Here is a 20,761-nt window from a genome sequence, read left to right as displayed (position 1 = left end):
GCCTTTACCCGCTTCGGCTATCGGGAGGCGGGCGGCGATCGCGGCTTCGGCCAGGTCGATCGCCCGTGCCAGGGCGACGATCTCTGCCATCGCCACCTCGACCTCGGCACCGGTCTCTGCACCGGTGCCACCACCGGCTCCAGCGCCAGCGTCAACACCGGCCTCGGCCGCTGTGCTTACACCGGCCCGAGCGCCAACACCGGTCTCGGTCTCGGCTCCGGCCCCGGTCTTGGTTTCGCCCGGCACCTTCCCCGCAGCCGCGGCCAGCCGCTCGGCACGATCCAGCAGGTCGATGACGTCGCGTCCGGCCAGGTTCAGATCGGGCCAGTCCGCTACCCGGCTGTCACCACCAGCAGCATCCGGGCCCGCACCGTTCTGGCCGTCACTGCCAGCGCTGCCAGCATCAGCGTCTCGGCGGTCGGTGGCAGCGCCCCGGCCATCACCAACAGCATTGCCATCGGCCCGCCGGTCACCGCCACGCCGACCCACGTTCTGCTGCCGATCGTCCCGACCGGCACGCTGGGATCCGTTCGACGAGGGCTCGTGGAGGGTGGGGCGGCGGCCCTGCCAGATCCCGTCCCAGGCCGACAGGTCACCACGGTCGTATTCGGGCCGCGGCTTGTCCAGATCGGAAAGAGCACCGCCATCGCCTCCGCGGCGCTGCGGCTCCTCCCCGCTGTCAGGCTTCTGGTCTTCTGGCGTGTCTGGGAGGCCGAGCAGCCGCCGAGCCCATGACTGTGTCGTCTCCGGCTTGCCGCGTCGCCCACCTCGCCCGTCAACGCGCGCCGGGTCGTGCGGGGCGGGATCAGGGACTCCCGCACAGCCGCTGGCGCTGCGGGTGCGGTCGAGGAGCCCGGCATCGCGGGCACGATCGAGAAGCACCGCCCCGTAGGAGTCACCGGAGAAGCGATCCGACCCGATGAACGGCGTGTGCCGCCTTGACCTGCGCCGCTGCCGCGGGGATGCGGCGGGCGTGTCGGATGAGGGGGACGGAGGAACGTCCTCCGGTCGGTGCGACAGCAGTACACCACCCGAAAGCATCATCTCTTCGCGCCTCCCCTCCCGGTCTGACGGTCGAGCCTCTGCGAGGATATCGTTCACGCGTTCGATAGGCAACTCTAAGTAGTCATGCTTGTACTATTTGTGAGCACTGTGGACGGCATTCCGATCGGTGGGCATTCGTGGGCCGCAAAATCACAGTGGATCGCCACCGAGGCCAGCTTCTCTGCCGTCGACGCCATCACTGGCGGCTCGGGGCCGGGCGACCTACAGCGATGGTCGGCAACATTGACGCCGCCCAGTTTGGACAGCTTGAGCCCATGTGCCGGCCCACCGCTCGCGTGGGCCAGGTGTAGGCGAGCAGGATCCAGGTTGCCGCCGATGCGCCGTTCAGCGCCATGCCCACCATTCGGTTCGCGCCGCTGCATCACAGTGACGCCGCCAGTGCTACCGCGACGCGGCCGGTGCGACCGCGACGCGGTCAGCGCCACAGCGACACCGCCAGTGCCGCGAGGGCCGGGTATCGCTTAAGGGGCGGTCGCGTCGTCGTGACGGCAGGGGCGGTTCCGGCGCTCCATGCCCCGGGGCGGATTCGATACGGGCCTCGCCCGCCGCCGTCAGCCGGTGCCGTGCCCGCCCCTGTCCTGGCTATCGGCACGTGGATGACCTGTGAGGTCACGCCCTGCGGCCCGAGCATCGGCGTGCGGACGAATTCATGCCATTTTTCTCCCTTCATTTCGGGGCTATGGTTTCGCCATCTCACGGATTCCTGTGTCCGGATATTTCGTAATTCGGCATTAATTCATTCCTGTGGAGGTGGCATTCCTGTGCCTTCTGGCCTTCTGCGGATCACCGGGGCGCTCGTGCTCGCCCTGGCGGCCGTGCCGACGGTTCCGGCCGCCGCTCAGGCGGCGGAGCCGCCGTCAGTGGTGATCGACTCCTCCGAGACCGCGCCCGGCGTCGTACGGCTCGCCGGCCGGTTCACCGGGACGTACGACGTGAACGTCGTGGTGAACGGCGAGCGGATCGAGCGCGCCCGGGTGAACGACCCGGACGCCGACGACAACGGCACGTGGTCCTACGACCTGGACACGAGCGGCATCGACGGCGAGATCGAGGTCTACGCCAAGGCCACGGTGGCGGAGACACGGTACGGCGCCTGGTCGGAGCCGCTGCGGCTCACGGTCGACAACCCGAAGGCGAGGGCGCCGAAGGTGTCGATCGCCGAACCGGCCGACGGGGCGCGGCTGACCCGGCCCACGCCCGTACGGGTGAACGTCGCCGGAAAGGACGTGCGCTCGGTGCGGGTCCGGGTCAACGGCGGCGCCTGGCAGCGCGCCTCCGAGGACGGCGCGCGGTACGTCGCCCTGGTGAACCCGGCGAAGTACGGCGACGTCATGGCGAGCCTGGAGGCGGAGGCGGTCGACGCGCGCGGCCACGTGTCCCGGTCGGCCAGCACGTACGTGGCGTTCGGCGCGGCGAAGAAGGTGCGTCCGGAGCCGCACCGGCAGGACCGGGCGATGTGGATCTGGGAGAAGGCCTCCTACAACCTGGTGCTCAACCCCGGGTCCCGCCGCCTGCTGGAGACCGTCCTCGCGCCCGGCTCGACGATGTACCTGGGCGTGGACACGTACGCCGGGCGCGACATGATCGAGGACGCGCGTCCGCAGTTGCGCGATCTTGTCGCGTGGGCGCACGGCCGGGGGATGAAGGTGCACGCCACAGTGGCCGGCGGAACGCGCCCGCCCTACCTCGGAGCGCTCGCCCGATATCGCGACCGGGCCGTCGGGGAGATGGAGCGGGTGCTCGACTACAACCTCTCGTCGGCGCCGGCCGAGCGTTTCGACGGGATCAACGTGGACATCGAGCCCTACATCCTGCCCTGGTTCAACAGCGCCAAGCCGGACGTGCAGATCCAGTGGCTGGACACGCTGCGCGCGATGATCGCCCGCCGGGACGCGTCCGGGCAGCCGCTGCTGTTCGGCCCCGCCGTGCCCCGCTGGCTGGACACCTCCGCCTGCTGCACGGACATCACGTACGGCGGGACCACCCGCTCGATGGCCGATCACGTCCAGGACATGGCGGACTACATCGCGATCATGGACTACCGGGACCAGGCGGACGGCTCCGCGGGGATCATCGCGCAGGCCGCCGACGAGATCGCCTACGCCGAGCGCATCGGCAAGCCGCTCTCCGTGGTGGTCGGGGTGGAGACGCTCGACATCGCGACCAGCGGCGACCCGTCCAGCATCACCTTCCGCGAGGAGGGCAGGGACGTGATGGAGGCGGAGCTGGCCAAGGTCTACCAGGCGTTCTCCGGCAGCCCCGCCTTCGCCGGGGTGGCACTGCACCACTACGACTCCTACCGGGATCTGCCCACGGTCTGGGGCGAGTCCGCGCGGTGGCCTGACCCGCCCGCCGACTCCGGCCCGCCCACGGGCGTCGAGTCGCCGCCGAAGGCCGTCGCGTTCGACCACGCCACCGTCGATCTGACGTACGGGCGCGCGTACGACGACACCGAGGTCGAGTTCTACGAGGTGCACCGATCGACGGATCCGCGTTTCACGCCGGGGCCGGGCACCGTCGCCGGGCGGGCGCGCGGCCTGACCCACACCGACGCCGGGCTGCTGCCCGGCACCGCGTACACGTACCGGATCGTGCCGGTGGACGTGGCGGGAAACCGCGGCCCCGCCTCCGCCCCGGTCACCGTGACGACCGGGACCACCGACCTGCGCCCGATGGTGGTGGAGTCGATGGCCGTCACGCTGGAGGGCGGCGCGGCGCGGGTGCGGCTGCGCGTCGTGGACAAGGAGACCGGGCGGCCGGTGGCCGCGACCGTGCGCGGCCGGTTCACCTTCTCCGGGGGACGGTACGTGACGGTGACGGCGGACGCCGACGGCTGGGCCACGGCGACGTCCGAGGGGCTGAAACTGCCGACGGGCGAGATCGGATTCGCCGGCCACCGGCTGACCGCCCCCGGCCACTACTGGGCCGCCGCCTACGACCGGGACCGGGAGGTCACCGCCCGCTGGTGACCCGCCTCTCGCGGCCTCACCCCGTGAGGCCGCGACCTGAGGCCGTGCCGTAAGGCCGCGACCTGAGGCCGTGCCGTAAGGCCGTGACGTGGGGCCGTGGCGTGGGGCCCGTGCGGACCTGACCGTCCGCCGGTGACCCGTGCCCGCCGAAGGGCCGCCTCCCTGCCGGAGGCGGCCCTTTTCCCTGCGGCCATTGGGACGAATTCATTCCTTTTAGCGGCGAAATATGGGGTGAATTTAGGGTTGACATTACGGACATATGACGAGAAGAATCCCGTTATGGAGCCACCCGATGGAATGAATTCCCTCCCAAGGGGACGGCGATTCCGCACCCTGGCCGCACGCCTGCGGCAGGAGATCGTGCAGGGTCGCTGGCCGGTCGGCGGCAGGCTGCCGACCGAGGCCGAGCTGGCGCAGACCTACTCGGTCGGCGTGAACACGGTGCGCCGCGCGGTCGACCTCCTGGTCGAGGAGGGACTCGTCCGCCGGCGGCAGGGGTCGGGCACGTTCGTGACCGCCTCCGCCACCACCGGAGCCAGGCCACGCCTCATCGGTGCGCTCGTTCCGTCGAACACCTACTACTTCCCCCAGGTCGTCCAGGGCATCGAGCGGGCGGCCACCGCCGCCGGCGTCCAGCTCGTGCTCGCGTGCTCCAACTACGACCCCGGCGTCGAGCTCGCGCAGATCCAGCAGCTCGTCGATGTCGGGGTCGCGGGCCTGCTGCTGGTGCCCAACCTGCACCTGGCCGCCGACCCCGCCGCGCACCTGGCCCAGCTGCGCGAGCTGTCCGTGCCGTACGTGCTGGTGGAACGGAGGCCGGCCGACCCCCGCCCGGCCGACCCCACCTCCTACGTCTGCACGGACGTGCACGGCGGCGGCTACGCCGCGGTGCAGCACCTGAACGGGCTCGGCCGCGGCCGGATCGGCTACCTCGGCCGGATCGGCACCGCCACGTCCGATCAGGTTTTCGCCGGATACCGCCAGGCCATCGCCGACCTCGGACTGCCGGAGATCCCGGAGGCCGTGGCCCGGCAGCCCGTCTGGACCGGCAGCGACATGCTCGCGTTCGCCAACGCCTGCGTCACCCACAAGGTCCGCGCGGTGGTGTGCCTCGGCGACCGCGAGGCGACCGCGCTCCTGCCCTACCTGCGCCGGGTCGGCCTGAACGTCCCGGACGACGTCGCCATCGTCGCCTACGACGACGAGGTCGCCGACCTGTCCGAGGTGCCGCTCACCGCCGTCTCCCCGCCCAAGGCGGAGGTCGGCCGCATGGCCACGGAGCTCCTGCTCCGCCGGATCGAGCTCGGCTCGGTCGCCCCCGTCTGCCGCGTCGTGCTGCAGCCCCGCCTGGCCGTACGGGCCTCCTGCGGCGCCGCCTCCGGCAGCCTCGTGGAGATCCGCGTCCCCCTGTGACGCCGGCCGCGTCTTCCTCACCCCTTTTCCCCCCTTCCTGCCCCCCTTTCTGCTGGAGGTCCTCATGAGAGTGCGCATGCTCGCCGCCGCCGCGGTGGCCGTCCTCACCATGGCCGGTACGGCCGCGTGCGGCGGCTCCGCCGACGACTCGGGCGCGGTCACGCTGAAGCTCGGCTTCTACGCCGCCGCCGGAGACCCGGCTGACACGACCATGCGCGAGCTCGTCAAGGAGTTCACGGCCGCCAACCCGACGATCAAGGTGGAGCTCGACGTCGCGCCGTACGTGAAGTTCTTCGAGCGGCTGCGCACCCAGATCGCCGGCGGCCAGGCGCCGCAGGTGTGGCTGTCGGACGGCGTGCTCGTGCAGGAGTTCGCCGCGCGCGGCGCCCTCGCCGACCTGACCGACCGGGTCAAGACCGTGAACGCCGACGACTACTCCGGCATCGAGCTGAACCGGGACGCCAAGGGCCGGATCTACGGCTTCCCGCAGGGCGCCCAGACGCCGGTGCTGTTCTACAACAAGAAGCTGTTCGCCGACGCCAAGGTCGCCGAGCCGACGGCCGACTGGACGTACGACGACCTGGCCGCGGCGGCCAAGAAACTCACCAAGGACACCAACGGCGACGGCAAGCCGGACACGTACGGCTTCCGCACCTACTCGCCGGGCTTCACCGAGAGCTGGTGGCCGATCATCAAGGCGTACGGCGGCGACATCGTCACCGACGACAACCGCAAGGTGGTCGTGGACAGCCCGCAGTCGAAGGCCGCGCTCGACTGGATGCTCGGCACGATGGGCAAGGACGGGTTCGCCCCCGACTTCGCGACCACCGAGGGCCTCGGCAAGGGCGTCGTGCACACGCTGTTCGCCACCGGCCGGGTCGCCATGTCGTACGGCATCTACGCCCGCACCCTGCCCGCGACGAGCGCGGGCGTCGACTTCGGGGTGGCGCCGCTGCCGAAGGGCCCGTCCGGCCGCGGCAACGTCGCGATCGTCAACTCGTGGGTGGTCAACAAGAAGGCCTCGGCGGCGCAGGCCGACGCGGCGTGGAAGTGGATCACCTTCTTCTCCGGCGAGGGCCCGCAGCGCAAGTGGGCCGAGCTGGGCGAGGCGATCCCCATCAACAAGAAGGTCGCCTCCACGGCCCTGCCCGCCGACCGCCATGCCTTCCTCGAGTCGCTCGACGCGGCCACCGACCTCGGCGCCAACGCCGTGTGGTCGGAGTACACCGAGGCCCTGGCGAAGCGGGTCAACGAGGCGCTGTCCGGCGCCACGCCCGTGGACACGGCGCTCACGTCCGGGCAGAAGGAGGCCCAGGAGGTCATCGACCGCTTCTACGCGGGGCAGACGCAGTGACCGTGCTCACCGGAGGAGCCGGGAAGATGGCCGCCGACCGGCGGCCATCCGCCCGGAAACGGAACGCGGGGGAGCGGGCCTGGGCGGTCGCCTTCGCCTCGCCCTACCTGCTCCACCTGGTCGCGCTGGCCGCCTGGCCGCTGCTCGCCTCGCTGTACTTCAGCATGACCGACTACGACCTGGTCTCCTCGCCGAAATTCGTCGGGTTCGACAACTTCGCCCGGATGTTCAGCGACGGCCTCTTCTGGCGGACGCTCGGCAACACGGCGTACTTCGCCGTGCTGTTCGTGCCGACCCAGACCGCCCTGGCCCTGGGCCTGGCGATCGCGCTCAACCAGCGGTTGCGCGGCATGGCCCTGTTCCGCGCGGCCTACTTCGTTCCGGTCGTCTCGTCGTGGGTGGTCGTCGCGTACGTCGCCGACGCCGTCTTCAACCCGCAGACCGGCCTCGCCAACCAGGTGCTCGACTTCTTCGGGCTGCCGGCCGCGAACTGGCTGCAGGACCCGGCGCTGGTCATCCCCACGCTCGCGGGGGTCGCGGTGTGGAAGGGCGTCGGCTACATGATGGTGCTCTTCCTCGCCGGCCTCCAGGCCATCCCGGAGGAGCGCTACGAGGCGGCGAAGATCGACGGCGCGTCGGCGTGGAACCGGTTCCGCTACATCACCATGCCCGGCATCTCCGGCACCACGTTCCTGGTGCTGGTGCTCACCTCGATCGAGACGCTGCAGTCGTTCGAGCAGGTCTTCGTCATGACCGACGGCGGCCCGCACGGGGCGAGCGAGCTGACCGTGCTCCACCTCTACCGGCAGGGTTTCCAGTTCTTCCAGATGGGCTACGCCTCGGCCATCGCGTGGGTGCTGTTCGTGCTGGTGCTCGCGCTCACCATGGTGCAGTTCCGGCTCCAGCGCAGGTGGGTCCACTATGCGTAAGACCGTCTCCTACGTCCTGGTCACGGCGGGCGCGCTGGTCATGCTGGTGCCGTTCGTGGCCGCGCTCAGCAACTCGCTCAAGAGCTTCGCGCAGTACATCCAGGTGCCGCCCACGTGGATCCCCGACCCGATCCAGTGGGACAACTACGTGGAGGTGTGGCGGCGCACCCCGTTCGGGCTCTACCTGGTCAACAGCCTGGTGATCGCGATCCTCGCCGTCATCGGCAACGTGCTGACCAGCGCGATGGTCGGCCACGCCCTGGCCCGGATGCGGCTGCCCGGCAGGCAGGCGCTGCTCACCATGGCGCTCGGGACCATGATGCTGCCGACCGTCATCACGATCGTGCCGAACTTCCTGCTGTTCCGCTCGCTGGGCTGGCTGGACACCCTGCTGCCGCTCATCGCGCCGTACTGGCTGGCCACGCCCATCGGCATCTTCCTGATGCGGCAGACGTTCCTCGGCATCCCGAAGGACTTCGAGGAGGCCGCGGGCCTCGACGGCGCCAACCCGTGGCAGGTGTTCTGGCGGATCCACCTGCCGCTGGCCAAGCCCGCCCTGGCCACGCTCGCGGTCTTCACGTTCACCACCTCGTGGAAGGCCGTGCTGGAGCCGACCATCTACCTCACCTCGCCGGAGAACTACACGCTGCCGGTCGGCGTGCTGAGCCTGAAGGGCCAGTTCGTCGGGAACGACCAGCTCGTGACGGCCGCCGCGATGATGAGCCTGCTGCCGATGCTGGTCGTGTTCATCCTGGCCCAGCGCTATTTCGTCCGCGGAACCATGTCCGCGGGAATCAAGGGCTGAAGCGCCCCCATCCCTACTGGAAAGGAAATCGTGACCACATCATCCGGGCTGCGCCTGGGCGTTATCGGCGCGGGCACCATCGCGGAGTTCCACGTGGCCGCCGCCCGCCGGACGGCCGGACGGGTCAACGTCGTCGCGGTGTGCGACGTACGGGCCGAGGCGGCGGAGAAGCTGGCCGCCGAGGCCGGGGCCCGTGCCTTCACCGACCACCAGGCGATGATCGACGCGGGCGGCCTCGACGCCGTCGTGATCACCGTCCCGCACGCCCTGCACGCCCCGATCACCCTGGACGCGGCCGCGGCCGGGCTGCACGTCCTGCTGGAGAAGCCGATCGCCACCACGCGCGAGGACGCGATCCGCATGATCGACGCCTGCCGCGCGGCCGGCGTCGTGTTCGCGGTCGGGCACGTCCTGCGCTTCGTCCCGACACTGCGCGCCGCGGCCGCCTACCTGGCCTCCGGCGAGCTGGGCGGCGTCGTGGTGGCCTCGGAGCGGCGTACCGCCGACTACGCCGACCCGGCGCGGCCCCGCTGGTTCCTCGACGCGGGCATGGCCGGCGGCGGCATCGTGCTCAACGTCGGCACCCACAGCATCGACAAGCTCCAGATGCTCGTCGGCTCGCCGATCGTCGAGGTCACCGCCCACACGGCCGCGCCCGAGGGCGTGCCGGTCGAGACCGAGGCCGTCGCGCTCGCCCGGCACGCCGACGGCACCCGCTCGACGATCTCCGTCACCGGAACCGGCCTGCCGTTCACCGACGAGGCCGAGATCGTGTGCGGCGAGGGCGCGGTGCGGATCAGCCGCGGCGAGGGCGTCTGGTCCTTCCGCAGAGGCGCCGCCACCCAGGTGGCCGCGCCCGAGCCCGGCGAGATGGCGGCCGCGTTCGCCGCGCAGCTCTCCGACTTCGCGCGGGCCTGCGCGGAGGGGAGCACCCCCGAGGTCACGCCCGAGTACGCGCTGTCGGTCCTCGACGTCGCCCTCGCGGTCTACGAGTCATCCCGTCAAGGTTCCACCGTCACAGTGAAGGGACTCCTGTGAACCCGCTCGCGTTCAGCACGCTCGGCATGCCGGGCGCCCCCGCCGCCGACGTCATCGAGACCGCCTCCCGGTACGGCTGCGCCGGCGTGGAACTGCGCTGCGCCGACGGCGAGATCATCGCGCCGGACACGCCCACCGCCGAACTGCGCGAGGTCGCCCGCACGTTCGCCGCGGCCGGGGTCGAGATCGTCGCGGTCTGCTCCTACACCCGGGTGGCGCGACCGGACGGCGACCCGGTCGCCGAGGTGCTGCGCCACGTGGAGATCGCCGAGGCCCTCGGCTCGCCGTTCGTACGGGTCTTCGGCGGAGTGGAAGGGCAGGAGGACCCGGCCGCCGCCGCGACTCGGAGGCTCGCGGAGGTGGCGGAGCGGCTGCCGGACAACGGCGTCGACGTGCTGCTGGAGACCCACGACGTCTTCCTCACCGGCGAGGCGATCGCCGGGGTCCTCGCCGGTGTCGGCTCGCCGCGCGTCGGCGCGCTGTGGGACGTGGTCAACCCGTGGCGGGCGGGGGAGAGCGCCGCGGCCACCGCGGACGTGCTCGCGCCGTACCTGCGGCACGTGCAGATCAAGGACGCGGCGACGCCCACCGAGCTGGCGCCGGTGCTGCCCGGACAGGGCGCCGTCGGCGTGGCCGGCGTGCTCGCCGAGCTCGACCGCATCGGCTACTCCGGATATCTCGCGCTCGAATGGGAGCGCGCGTGGTACCCCGACGCGCCGCCCGTCGGCGACGCGCTCGCCGCCTTCCGCGAGGTGCTCGGGCTGTGATCCCCCAGGTCGCCTCCTTCATCCCGGGAGAGGGGCGGTTCCCGCTGGATCGCGGCGTGCGGGTCAGTGGCCCGCACGCCGCGACGGCGCGCGAACTGCTCGGCACCGCCGCGGACGGCGACGGCCCCGGCGAGATCGTGCTGGGCCTCGTGGACGACCCGTCCCTCGGGGAGGAGGGATACACCCTCACCGTCACCCCCGAGGAGGTCCGGATCGCCGCGGCGACCGCCGCCGGGCTGCGCTGGGGCGTCCAGACGCTGCGCCAGCTCGACGGGCCCGGCGGCGTCCCGTGCTGCGCCGTCCGCGACGTGCCGAGGTACGCCTGGCGCGGCGTCATGATCGACGTCGCGCGCTGGTGGCGGCCGATGTCCTTCCTGCGCGCGTACGTCGACCTGCTGGCGCTGCACAAGTTCAACGTCCTGCACCTGCACCTCACCGACGACCAGGGCTGGCGCTTCGAGGTACGCGGGCACCCGCGGCTCACCGAGGTCGGGGCCCACCGGGCCGAGTCCTCGGCCGGCCTGGCGCGGGACGGCAGATTCGACGGGACCCCGCACGGTGGCTGCTACACCCAGCGGGAGTTGCGCGACCTCGTGGATTACGCGGCCGCCCGCGGCGTGACCGTGGTCCCCGAGGTCGAGTTCCCCGGCCACTCCACGGCCGCGCTCGCGGCCTACCCGTGGCTCGGCCACTCGCCCGCGGAGCCCGTCGAGGTGCGGACCTCGTGGGGCATCTCGTCGCACGTTCTCAACGTGAGCGACCGCGCCGCCGGGTTCGCCCGCGACGTGCTCGACGAGCTGTGCGACGTGTTCCCGTCCCGGTACGTCCACATCGGCGGCGACGAGGTGCGCGGCGGCGAGTGGGCCGCCAGCCCCGAGGCGGCGCGGCGCGTGGCGAGCGAAGGGCTCACCGGCCCAGCCGCCCTGCTCGGCTGGTGGGGGCGGCTCCTCGCCGACCACCTGGGCGGGCTCGGCCGCCGCGCCGTGGCCTGGGACGACATGCTCGACCACGACCCGCCCGACGACATGGTGATCATGGCGTGGCGGGGCGTGGACCGGATCGAGGCCGCCCTGCGGGCCGGGCACGACGTGGTGGCGGCCCCGCACACGCACACCTACCTCGACTACGCCCAGTCGGACGCTCCAGGGGAGCCGCTCTGCATAACGGGGCCGCTCCTGTCCCTGGAAACCGCCTACGAATTCGACGCGGGGGAGGGCGTCCTCGGCATGCAGGCGCAGCTCTGGAGCGAGTACCTCCCCACGAAGGAACGCTTCGACTACAACGCCTTCCCCCGCCTCTGCGCCGTCGCCGAGGCCGCCTGGTCCTCCGGCCGCGACCTGGGCGACTTCACCCGCCGGCTGACCGCCCACCTGCCGCTCCTCGATGAGATGGGCGTGCGATACCGGCGGCCCCACGACGAAGGAGTGCGAGATGTTCACCTCTGAACAGCAGCTCGAGGACCGGCTGGCCACCCCCTCTGCCGACCTGGTAGCCGACATGGGCCGACTGGACGGCGACCTCGTCGTGCTCGGCGCCGGCGGCAAGATGGGGCCCAGCCTGGTCCGGCTGGCCCGGCGTGCCCTGGACGCCGCGGGACGCGGCTCCGCCCGCGTGTACGCGGTGTCGCGGTGGTCCGACGAGGCCGCCGCCAAAGCTCTGACCGAGCAGGGCGTCGACGTGGTACGCCACGACCTGATGGACGGCGACGACCTCGCCGGGCTGCCCGACGCGGCCAACGTCGTCTTCATGGTCGGCGCGAAGTTCGGCACGTCGGCCGCGCCGTACCAGGCGTGGGCGGTCAACGCGGCGCTGCCCGCGGCCGTCGCGCGGCGCTACCGCGACTCGGCGATCGCGGCCTTCTCCACCGGCAACGTCTACCCGCTGGTGGACGTCGCCTCCGGCGGCAGTGCGGAGGAGGACCGGCCAGATCCGGTCGGCGAGTACGCGATGAGCTGCCTCGGCAGGGAACGCGTCTTCGAGCATGCCGCCGCCGCGTACGGCACCCGGGTCGCGATCCTGCGGCTCAACTACGCGGTGGACCTGCGCTACGGCGTGGTCGCGGACATCGCCGCCGCACTGGCGGCGGGCGAGCCGGTGGACGTCACGACCGGCCACGTCAACGTCGTGTGGCAGGGCTACGCGAACGAGGTGGCGCTGCGCGCGCTGCGGCACGCGCGCGCTCCGGAGGCGTTCACGCTCAACCTGACCGGGCCCGAGACGGCCTCGGTGCGGCGCACGGCGACCCGCCTGGCCGCCGCGCTCGGCGTCGAGGCGACCTTCACCGGCCGGGAGAGCGGCACCGCGCTGCTGAACGACGCCTCCCGCTGCCACGGTCTCTTCGGCTACCCGGACGTGCCGCTGGACACGCTGATCGCGTGGCAGGCCGACTGGATCTCGCGCGGGCTGCCGCTGTCCGGGAAGCCGACCAAGTTCGCGGTGCGCGACGGGAGGTTCTGAGATGTCGATCGACCTGCTCAGGGAGGGGACGGTCATCCCCGCCCACCCGCTGGCGCTGACCGAGCAGCGCACGCTGGACGAACGCCGCCAGCGCGCGCTCACCCGCTACTACCTCGACTCGGGCGCGGGCGGGGCGGCCGTCGCCGTCCACACCACGCAGTTCGAGATCCGCGACGCGGGGCTGCTCAGGCCGGTGCTGGAGCTCGCCGCCGAGGTGGTGGCGAAGGAGGCCGGCCGCCCCTTCGTCATGGTCGCCGGAGCGTGCGGGGACACCGCCCAGGCGGTCGCGGAGGCGGAACTGGCCGCCTCGCTCGGCTACCACGCCGTACTGCTGTCGCCGAAGGTGCCCGGCGCCGGCGAGCCGGAGCTGCTGGAGCGTGCCAAGGCGGTGGGCGAGGTGCTGCCCGTCATCGGCTTCTACCTCCAGGAGGCGGTGGGCGGCCGCAGGCTGAGCCCGTCCTTCTGGCGGTCGCTGAGCGAACAGGAGTCCCTGGTCGCGATCAAGATGGCGCCCTTCGACCGGTACCGCACGGTCGACGTGGTCAGGGCGGTCGCCGCCTCCGGGCGCGGTGACGACATCGCGCTCTACACCGGCAACGACGACAACATCCTGGCCGACCTGCTCACGCCGGTCGGGGGACGCCGCGTCGTCGGCGGCCTGCTCGGCCAGTGGGCGGTGTGGACCCGCGCGGCGGTGCTCATGTTCGAGGAGGTACGGCGGGCCTGGGCCGGGGACGACGAGGTCCTGCGTTCCCTGCTGGCCCGCGCCGCCGACCTCACCGACGCCAACGGCGCCGTCTTCGACGTGGCGAACGGCTTCCACGGCTGCATCGCCGGGGTCCACGAGGTGCTGCGCGGGCAGGGCCTCCTGGCCGGCACGTGGTGTCTCAACCCGGATGAAGGGCTGTCCCCGGGACAGGCCGAGGAGCTCGCCCGGGTAGGCGCCGCCTACCCCTGGCTGGTCGACGACGACTTCGTCGCCGCCCACCTGGACGACTGGCTGCGCTGACCGCCGATCTCCGGTCCGGGGTCGGGAGTGTCCTCCCGACCCCGGACCCGGGGCCGCGCTTACGAACCGTCACCGTACGGAAGAGACGACTGCCGCCGTTGAGCGCTGCAACGCGTTGGCGGAGACCACCCCTGTCTGTAAGGGCCTGTTCCGCTCTGTTCCGCTCAACCTGTTGACCGCCGATTCGCAACTGATTTGCGGCCCTCACTAATCTGCGGCGGCGCCCTTACCTCGTGTTCGCGCGGCCGTTCCCCACCCTCCGATCCTGGAATGGACGGCTCTTCGTGGCCGGGTCTTGGCATCGGTGAGATCACGCTCCGGTCGTCCCGGCAGGAGGGTCTCCTACAGGCTCAGTCGTCGGCGGCGCTCCGTGTCGCGCCTACCCCGATCCTGGGCCCCGGCGCTTGATCACCCCCACCGGACCCACACGAAGCCCGAAGCGCCATTCGGAAGAAGACCATCTTGTGCGCTTGATCGTCGGTCGGCAGGTAGATCCGGTCAGCCCTGCGCCTTGGTGAACTCTTGAACAATTCATGATCGAGCTGTTACGGTCACCAATCAACCTTAAAGGCTGGATTCGGGGCGATTTCGGGCTTTCGGAATCGGGGCCAGCCAGACCGCGGCGATGGGTGCCGCGGCCTGACCGTTCAAGGAGCAACGCATGCAGCATGCCCTCCCCAAGCGACGCCTCGCGGCCACCGCCGCGGCGTTTGCCATGGTGGGTGCCGCCTTCCTTGGAGGCGCGATCGACTCGGCCAGCGCGGCCACCACCGACGAGCCGACGTCGACACCGGTCAACGTGGACATCCCCGACGGGATGCTCATGAGCTACGTCGTCAACTCCCGGATCGCCAACCCCGGCCAAACTCGTCTCGTTGAGCGCGCGGTCGAGGCCGCCGGAGGTGTCGTCGTCCAGTCCTGGCCCGAGATTGGCGTGGTCGTCGCCCACTCCGACCGCGCGGCCTTCCGCGAGAACGTCACCGCCAAGGGCGCCAACGCGGTCGCCTCCGTCGGCGCTACCCGCACGGCCGGGGTCTCCGAGGGGACGCCGACCGACCTGGCCCCGCCGTGGGGCCCCGGCGCCAACGGGTACAAGAAGGGTGCCAAGAAGCCGGACAACGGCGACATCCCGTCCGACCCGCAGCCTGGCGAGGGCCTCGACCCCAACGAGGGCGTCCAGTGGGACATGCAAATGATCAAGGCCCCGCAGGCGCAGGCGGTCTCCGACGGCAACCGCAACGTCCTCGTCGGGGTGCTCGACAGCGGCATCTCGCCGACACACCCGGACCTCAAGGCCAACATCGACGTCGCGAACTCGGTCAACTGCACTAACGTCGGCCGTCCGGATCAGACGCCGTTGGCTTGGCGCCCGACGTCGAGTGACCACGGTACGCACGTCGCCGGCACCATCGCCGCCGCACGCAACAACATCGGCATCGTCGGTGTTGCGCCGAACGTGCGCATGGCGGCCGTCAAGGTCGTCAACAACGACGGCTTCATCTACCCGGAGTACGCCATCTGCGGCTTCATGTGGGCGGGTCTGAAGCACATGGACGTCACGAACAACTCCTACTATGTCGACCCGTTCGAGTTCTGGTGTGACGACCAGTCCGACCAGGCTGCCAGCAAGGAGGCCGTCCGGCGCGCTGTGGAGTGGGCCACCAAGCAGGGCGTCGTCCACGTCGCTGCGGCGGGCAACTCCAACTACGACATGGCCAACAAGACCGTGGACACGGGCAGCCCCAATGACGCGCCGAGGCCGACCGTGCGCACGATCAACAACCGCTGCAACGACATCCCGGCTGAGTTCGACGGTGTCGTGACGGTCGCATCCCTGCAGCGCGTGGGCACCACGCTGGACAGCATCCGGTCGTCCTTCTCCAACTACGGCCTCGGCAAGATCGACGTCGCGGCTCCCGGCTCGTCGATCTACTCGACGACGTGGAACACCCGGACGGGGGCCGACGGCTACGGCACCAAGAGCGGTACCTCGATGGCGAGCCCGCACGTCGCCGGCGTCATGGCGCAGATGAAGTCGGCGCACCCGTCCTGGTCGCCGGCTGAGATGATCAGCGAGCTCAAGGCGCGGGCCGAATCCAAGCCGTGCCCGCAGAACACCGCGGCCTGCATCGGCACCGTCGACGACAACAGCTTCTTCGGCGCTGGCGTCGTCGACGCCCTCGCAGTCATCAAGTGAACTGACCCTGGTATCACCTAGGTGACACCACCACGCTGGGCCTGCACCGTCATGAGGGTGTAGGCCCAGCGCCGTACGGCGACCAGGAGTTGCAAGCGTCAGGCCTTGGAAAGCTTGGTGACGCGCTCGGTTGAAGCGACACAAAGCAAGTCGAAGTGCCCGGGAGATTCGCCCCGGGCGCTTCTGTTGATCGCCTGGCTAGGTATGCCGCCATTTGGCACGCTCAGGCAGGAGAGAAACGTAGTCGTCGCCCATCTCATCCAGCCGAACGCGAACCCACTGCGCAGCGTGATCGTCGGGGTCCAGCTCACGCAGATGGAACTTGAGGCTCTCCGCTGCGCGCCGCGGCCCGGAATCGACAACGCGCGCAGATCAGCGATGGAACGTGAAGGCGAACAGGCCCGCGGTACCGGCCGCGTAGATCCCCGAGCCGTCGGGCGTCCACGCGCAGCCCTTGAGCGTGCTGTCCACGATCACCATGGTCAGGCACCTTCCGGTGGCGGCCTCCCAGACCCGCAGCCGTCCCCGCTCCGCGGTCGTGGCGAGGTGGACGCCGTCGGGTGAGAAGGCGACGCCCGTCAGCATCCCGTCGTACGCGGCCTCCCAGACCTGCTCGCCGTCCAGATCGAACAGCTCGACGCCGTCGTACGTCGCCGCGGCCACGGACCGGCCGTCGGGGGCGATGGCCAGCGCGTTGATCAGCGTTTCGGCGGTCATGGGCGGTCCCAGCGGATGGCCCTTCGCATCCCATCTCCGCACGTCACTGTCCGCCGCGACGGCGAGCCACGACGCGTCGGGGGCGATGGCGAGGGCACTCACGTCGTCGCCGTGCCGCTTCGTGGTCGTGACGTGCCTGCCGCCCGCCGTCGCGATGCGCACCCTGTCGCCGACCGCCATCGCCGTCCAGGCGCCGTCGGGGGAGATCGTCACCGCTTCGATCTCCGGCCGGCGCCTCATGGACCTGCTCGCGCGTACCGTGCCGTCGAGGTCGTGCAGCCGCGCGGTCCCGTCCCAGTCGCCGGTGAGCAGGTACGTGCCGTCAGGCGCGATGGCCACGCTGCCGCCGGAAAGGTCGGGGCCCTGGTGCCGCACGCTGCCATCGGCGTTCCACAGGGTGAGGCCGCGCCGGCCGGTGGTGGCCAGCCAGGAGCCGTCCGGGGCGACCGCGACGGAGTACAGTTGCCGCTCGCCGGCCCGCCCCGGCACGTCTTCGCGCAGGGCGATGCCCACGTCCCAGATCCGGACCGTTCGATCTTCGCTCGACGACGCGAGCCAGGTGCCGTCCGGCGCGATCTCCACGGCGGTGATGTCGTCCGTGTGGCCGTGGAGGCGGGCGAGGATCGTGCCGTCGACGTCCCGGAGGACGACGTCGTTGTGGATCTCGCCCACAGCCAGCCACGAGCCGCCGGGCGAGATGGCCAGGCCACCGCCGTAACACTTCACGTCGTCGAATTCGGCGCGCAGGCCGCCGTCAGGGTTCAGCAACCGGAGGCTCATGTCGGTCGTCGCGAGCCACTCTCCCGAGGGCGCGATGGCGACGGCGTCGGTGGAGCCGAGGTCCGCCCTGAGGGTTCCGTCGGAGTTCCGCAGCTCGGCGGCCATGAAGCCGGCGAATGCGACCCACGATCCGTCGGGCGCGATGGCGATGTGCTCACGGTTGCCCTCCAGCCCGTCCACAGCCGCGCGCGGCGTGCCGTCGGCGTTCCAGAACCGGATGAAGCCATCACCGGACGAGACCAGCCAGGTGCCGTCGGGAGCGATCTCGACGGCGGACACGCTATCGGGGTGATCATCGAGGGCGTCGATCATTTTCCCGTCGGCCCGCCACAGGCGTACGCTGTCGTCCCAGCTCGCGCTGGCCAGCCAGGTACCGTCCGGGGAGACGGCCACCGCGGTGACCATCAATTCATGCCCTAAGAGGCTGTTCAGTTGGGTGCCGTCCGGCCGCCAACGCAGCACCCGTTCGTTCTCGCTCGATGCGGCCACCCAGGTGCCGTCGGGGGCGACGGCGACGTCGGTCAGCTTGCCCGTGTCGCCGTGCAGCGTACGCACCAGGGCGGGGTGCGGCAGATCCGGTGGCGTCCAGCGCGACTCCAGCCAGGGCCCGCCGATCTCGTGCCGCCACGCGTGGGCGCGTTCCGCCATGCCCGGTACGGCGTGCAGGCGGCAGGCGAGCGTGGGGAACGCGTCCCCGAGCTCGCGCGCCGTCTCGAGCAGGTGGGCGGAGGCGGCGACGGTGCGGCGGAGCGGCTCGGTCTCGCGCTCACCCGCCTTGTCCAGGTCGCCGAGGACGGCCTCGACGCCGGACAGCTGCAGCCGGCCGGCGAGCCATGACACGTCGCCCACCGTCGCGGCCAGTTCCTCCGTGGCGCCGGCCGCCGCCTGGTAGCTGACGATGTTCCGGAGCATCCACGTGACCGTGCCCGGAAGGTCGCCCCAGGCCTCCGGGATGTCGCCCGGGTCGGCGTCGATCAGCCTGCGCCGCGCACGGTCCAGCCCCGCCTCGCCAAGGAGCCCGCGTACGTGGGCGCGGACCGTGGACGGGAGCACGAGAACCTGCTCGTCAGTGTCGTGCCTGAGGAGCGACAGGCTCTCCAGCCGCGCGATCAACGCGTCGATCTCGTCACTCGTCATGCCCGCGTCCGAGCACCACAGCATGGCCGCCACACCGATGGGGATGGACTCGCGCTCGTCGAACAGACCCAGGTCGAGAAAGCGCTCCGCGGCCGCGGGGTCGATCGTTCGCAGCCAGCCGACTGAATGATCCACGGCGGCGCCGATCAACGCCGCCCGGGAATCGGGGTCGGCGAGGTCCACGCCCTCCGGCAGCCGCCCGACGATCCCCACGTCGCCCTGGGCGATGATCGCCGAGCGCACCAGCGTGATGGCGAACGGCCAGCCGCAGGTCAGCTCCGCCAGCCGCACGGCCGTCCCCTCGTCCAGCACCGGCAGGTCGTGCCGGAGCAGGGCCGTGCTCTCAGCCGGGGTCATCGGCCCGACCGGCACCGTGATCGCGAACGGCGGCGCCTCCTCGTCGGTGCCCGCCGTCACCAGCCACGTGCAGTCCGGCCACATGAACGCCATGCCGACCACGACGCCGGCAACCGGCCCGTCGAGCACCATCAACCGCTCGCCCGGCCGGGAGATGCGCTCCTCGATCAGGCGGGCCCCCGCTTCCTCGTCCTGTGGAGCCGCCGCGATGGCCTCGAAGAGCTCGTCCGGGTCGAGCCCGGAGTACGGCTCCACGCCCTCGAAGAGGCCGGTCATGACCTCCGTCAGCTCCTCGACGAACTGGTCCGGGTGTGTCGTGGTGCTGACGGTCACCCAGCCGATGCCCTCCGGGAAGCGTACGATCACCTCGGGGTTGCGCAGCGCGGCCGCCAGGACGGCGGTGACGCCCATCCCCTCAACCCCCGCCGGCTCCGGCACCACCAGCACCAGCCCGCTTTCCCCCGAGGTCAGCGCGGCGACGACCCGATCCACCGCCTCACGCTCGATCCGTCCCTCCGCACCGGAAACCGCCCCCGTTTGCGCCACGTGCTCCCCTTTCCACCCACCATCATCGGGTTCAACGTGGCGCGAACAGCCGGAGTTTCAGGGTTAGGCCTCGTTTCTGGCGAAATGGAAGGGCAGTGGGTGCCGCCCAGGCCGATGGTGGCGCGGCGCTCGAACCGGAAGCCGGAGGCCGAGCCCATCCATCCCCGCAAGTGGGGGAGTCGCAGGGCTCCGGCGTTCTCGCGTTTTTACGGTTTGATCACGCGAGGCCGAGGGTTGCAAGGCAACGCGTAGGGTCTTGGGTCTGGCGATGATTGGCTTGAGCGATGCTGGTCCAGCCGCAGAGGAGCTTCAAGATTCCGATGGCTACGTTGCGCAGGGCTGCCATTACATCAGGTCCCGAGCCGGTACGACCTGGGAGAAATCCTCGCGGTAGGTGCCGTCGCGGATGTGATGCGGGGCTGAAGCTGTCCACGCAGGTGATGACCATGTACCCACCGTGACATTCCGTGGCAGTCAATGTGGACTAAAACAATTGGTCCTTCATCAGGTCCCAGAAGGACCTGTGGCGTCTCGCGCCGGGCAACCAGGGCGCGAGATACCAGGCCTCCCATTCGCCATCAGAGGTCTTGACGTAGGGGTTGAGGAGAAATTCTCCATCGTCCCAGTGCCCGATCAGAAGGGTGCCAGGCAGATACTCCTCTCTCAGATGGACGCAGTCCTGCTCCTTTCCGTAGACGAAGTAGAGGTCATCGGGCACGCTCCAAGGCTTCTCACCCTCGGGCGATGACCACGCTTCGACAATCCTGGGCTCAAGATCACGGAACCAGCCGACGTCCGCGGCCGGCCGTAGGGAGTACTCATCGACGCCCCAGCCGTTGGCGAACAGGAGGAACTGCCGATAGCTCGGCGGCAGGCTCAGGCCCAACCGCTCTTCGAGCTGACTGACTTCTAACTCACTGGCCGGGGGGTGGAGATCGTGGTCCGGTCCTAATGGCGGGCGGTCAGGACCTTCGGCGACCGGCTCCTCTGCCGGGAAGAAGTCAGACCATGCGTACTGGATACTCATGGCGGGTGACGATATCCGTCACGGCTGACATTTCATCTGATGTTGGCCCCCAGCTCCGCCTTGGTAATGCTCGCTGCCCATGGGTGGCGTTCCCTGGTGGTGCTCTCAGCTCGATCAGGTGGAAGTCGCCGGCGTCCAGGATGACCGGTCTCCAAGCATTTGGCTCGGCGTTGCTGGGGCGGGACGGGCCTCTG

At 70.7% G+C, this 20,761-nt stretch carries 14 protein-coding genes; 12 read left to right on the top strand and 2 right to left on the bottom strand.

What is annotated here, in order from left to right:
* The 12 genes from AWQ71_RS42685 to AWQ71_RS19530 form a co-directional block, all read left to right on the top strand.
* A partial coding sequence (locus AWQ71_RS42685) for a hypothetical protein (RefSeq protein WP_218001868.1) occupies positions 1 to 735 on the top strand: 735 nt, incomplete at its 5' end.
* A gap of 1,091 nt (positions 736 to 1,826) precedes the next feature.
* Complete coding sequence (locus AWQ71_RS19580; protein WP_084259058.1) at positions 1,827 to 4,034, top strand: Ig-like domain-containing protein; 2,208 nt, start codon at positions 1,827 to 1,829, stop codon at positions 4,032 to 4,034.
* Between the two features lie 297 nt (positions 4,035 to 4,331).
* The gene (locus tag AWQ71_RS19575) at positions 4,332 to 5,447 is read left to right on the top strand and encodes a GntR family transcriptional regulator (protein ID WP_218001867.1); all 1,116 of its coding nucleotides are present in this window, start codon (positions 4,332 to 4,334) and stop codon (positions 5,445 to 5,447) included.
* 64 nt (positions 5,448 to 5,511) lie between these two features.
* Positions 5,512 to 6,801 (top strand): ABC transporter substrate-binding protein, encoded by a 1,290-nt coding sequence (locus AWQ71_RS19570; protein WP_067135196.1) that lies wholly within the window; start codon positions 5,512 to 5,514, stop codon positions 6,799 to 6,801.
* Positions 6,798 to 7,730, top strand: coding sequence for a carbohydrate ABC transporter permease (locus AWQ71_RS19565; RefSeq protein ID WP_218001866.1), 933 nt, complete (start codon positions 6,798 to 6,800; stop codon positions 7,728 to 7,730). Before AWQ71_RS19570 ends, AWQ71_RS19565 begins: the two co-directional genes overlap by 4 nt.
* Positions 7,723 to 8,535 carry a carbohydrate ABC transporter permease gene (locus tag AWQ71_RS19560; protein ID WP_067135194.1) on the top strand — a complete coding sequence of 271 codons (813 nt, stop codon included), beginning with the start codon at positions 7,723 to 7,725 and terminating at the stop codon, positions 8,533 to 8,535. The genes AWQ71_RS19565 and AWQ71_RS19560 overlap by 8 nt, the downstream gene beginning before the upstream one ends.
* A 30-nt stretch (positions 8,536 to 8,565) precedes the next feature.
* On the top strand, positions 8,566 to 9,573 hold the full coding sequence (locus AWQ71_RS19555; protein ID WP_084259057.1) for a Gfo/Idh/MocA family protein: 1,008 nt from the start codon (positions 8,566 to 8,568) through the stop codon (positions 9,571 to 9,573).
* Positions 9,570 to 10,340 (top strand): sugar phosphate isomerase/epimerase family protein, encoded by a 771-nt coding sequence (locus tag AWQ71_RS19550; RefSeq protein WP_084259056.1) that lies wholly within the window; start codon positions 9,570 to 9,572, stop codon positions 10,338 to 10,340. The genes AWQ71_RS19555 and AWQ71_RS19550 overlap by 4 nt, the downstream gene beginning before the upstream one ends.
* Positions 10,337 to 11,785: a beta-N-acetylhexosaminidase gene (locus AWQ71_RS19545; protein ID WP_067135190.1), complete on the top strand. Its 1,449-nt coding sequence runs from the start codon at positions 10,337 to 10,339 to the stop codon at positions 11,783 to 11,785. The genes AWQ71_RS19550 and AWQ71_RS19545 overlap by 4 nt, the downstream gene beginning before the upstream one ends.
* Complete coding sequence (locus AWQ71_RS19540) at positions 11,772 to 12,797, top strand: NAD-dependent epimerase/dehydratase family protein (protein WP_067135188.1); 1,026 nt, start codon at positions 11,772 to 11,774, stop codon at positions 12,795 to 12,797. The genes AWQ71_RS19545 and AWQ71_RS19540 overlap by 14 nt, the downstream gene beginning before the upstream one ends.
* Position 12,798: 1 nt before the next feature.
* Complete coding sequence (locus AWQ71_RS19535; RefSeq protein ID WP_067135186.1) at positions 12,799 to 13,806, top strand: dihydrodipicolinate synthase family protein; 1,008 nt, start codon at positions 12,799 to 12,801, stop codon at positions 13,804 to 13,806.
* A 661-nt stretch (positions 13,807 to 14,467) separates the two neighbouring features.
* Positions 14,468 to 16,003 (top strand): S8 family peptidase, encoded by a 1,536-nt coding sequence (locus AWQ71_RS19530; RefSeq protein WP_067135184.1) that lies wholly within the window; start codon positions 14,468 to 14,470, stop codon positions 16,001 to 16,003.
* A gap of 372 nt (positions 16,004 to 16,375) precedes the next feature.
* Here AWQ71_RS19530 and AWQ71_RS19525 read toward each other — a convergent pair whose 3' ends face one another.
* Positions 16,376 to 19,540 (bottom strand): WD40 repeat domain-containing protein, encoded by a 3,165-nt coding sequence (locus AWQ71_RS19525; RefSeq protein ID WP_157570442.1) that lies wholly within the window; start codon positions 19,538 to 19,540, stop codon positions 16,376 to 16,378.
* A 484-nt stretch (positions 19,541 to 20,024) separates the two neighbouring features.
* Positions 20,025 to 20,567, bottom strand: a complete 543-nt coding sequence (locus AWQ71_RS19520; RefSeq protein ID WP_067135180.1) for an SMI1/KNR4 family protein — start codon at positions 20,565 to 20,567, stop codon at positions 20,025 to 20,027.
* Between the last annotated feature and the right edge of the window lie 194 nt (positions 20,568 to 20,761).

The sequence above is a fragment of the Microtetraspora malaysiensis genome (assembly GCF_001528665.1).
GTDB classification, from domain to species: domain Bacteria; phylum Actinomycetota; class Actinomycetes; order Streptosporangiales; family Streptosporangiaceae; genus Microtetraspora_A; species Microtetraspora_A malaysiensis.
This window is presented reverse-complemented; position numbering and strand designations above follow the sequence as displayed.

Coding starts and splice junctions, on each gene's coding strand:
- AWQ71_RS19530 (WP_067135184.1), top strand. CDS start 14,468: ATGCAGCATGCCCTCCCCAAGCGACGCCTCGCGGCCACCGCCGCGGCG.
- AWQ71_RS19560 (WP_067135194.1), top strand. CDS start 7,723: ATGCGTAAGACCGTCTCCTACGTCCTGGTCACGGCGGGCGCGCTGGTC.
- AWQ71_RS19570 (WP_067135196.1), top strand. CDS start 5,512: ATGAGAGTGCGCATGCTCGCCGCCGCCGCGGTGGCCGTCCTCACCATG.
- AWQ71_RS19520 (WP_067135180.1), bottom strand. CDS start 20,567: ATGAGTATCCAGTACGCATGGTCTGACTTCTTCCCGGCAGAGGAGCCG.
- AWQ71_RS19540 (WP_067135188.1), top strand. CDS start 11,772: ATGTTCACCTCTGAACAGCAGCTCGAGGACCGGCTGGCCACCCCCTCT.
- AWQ71_RS19575 (WP_218001867.1), top strand. CDS start 4,332: ATGAATTCCCTCCCAAGGGGACGGCGATTCCGCACCCTGGCCGCACGC.
- AWQ71_RS19535 (WP_067135186.1), top strand. CDS start 12,799: ATGTCGATCGACCTGCTCAGGGAGGGGACGGTCATCCCCGCCCACCCG.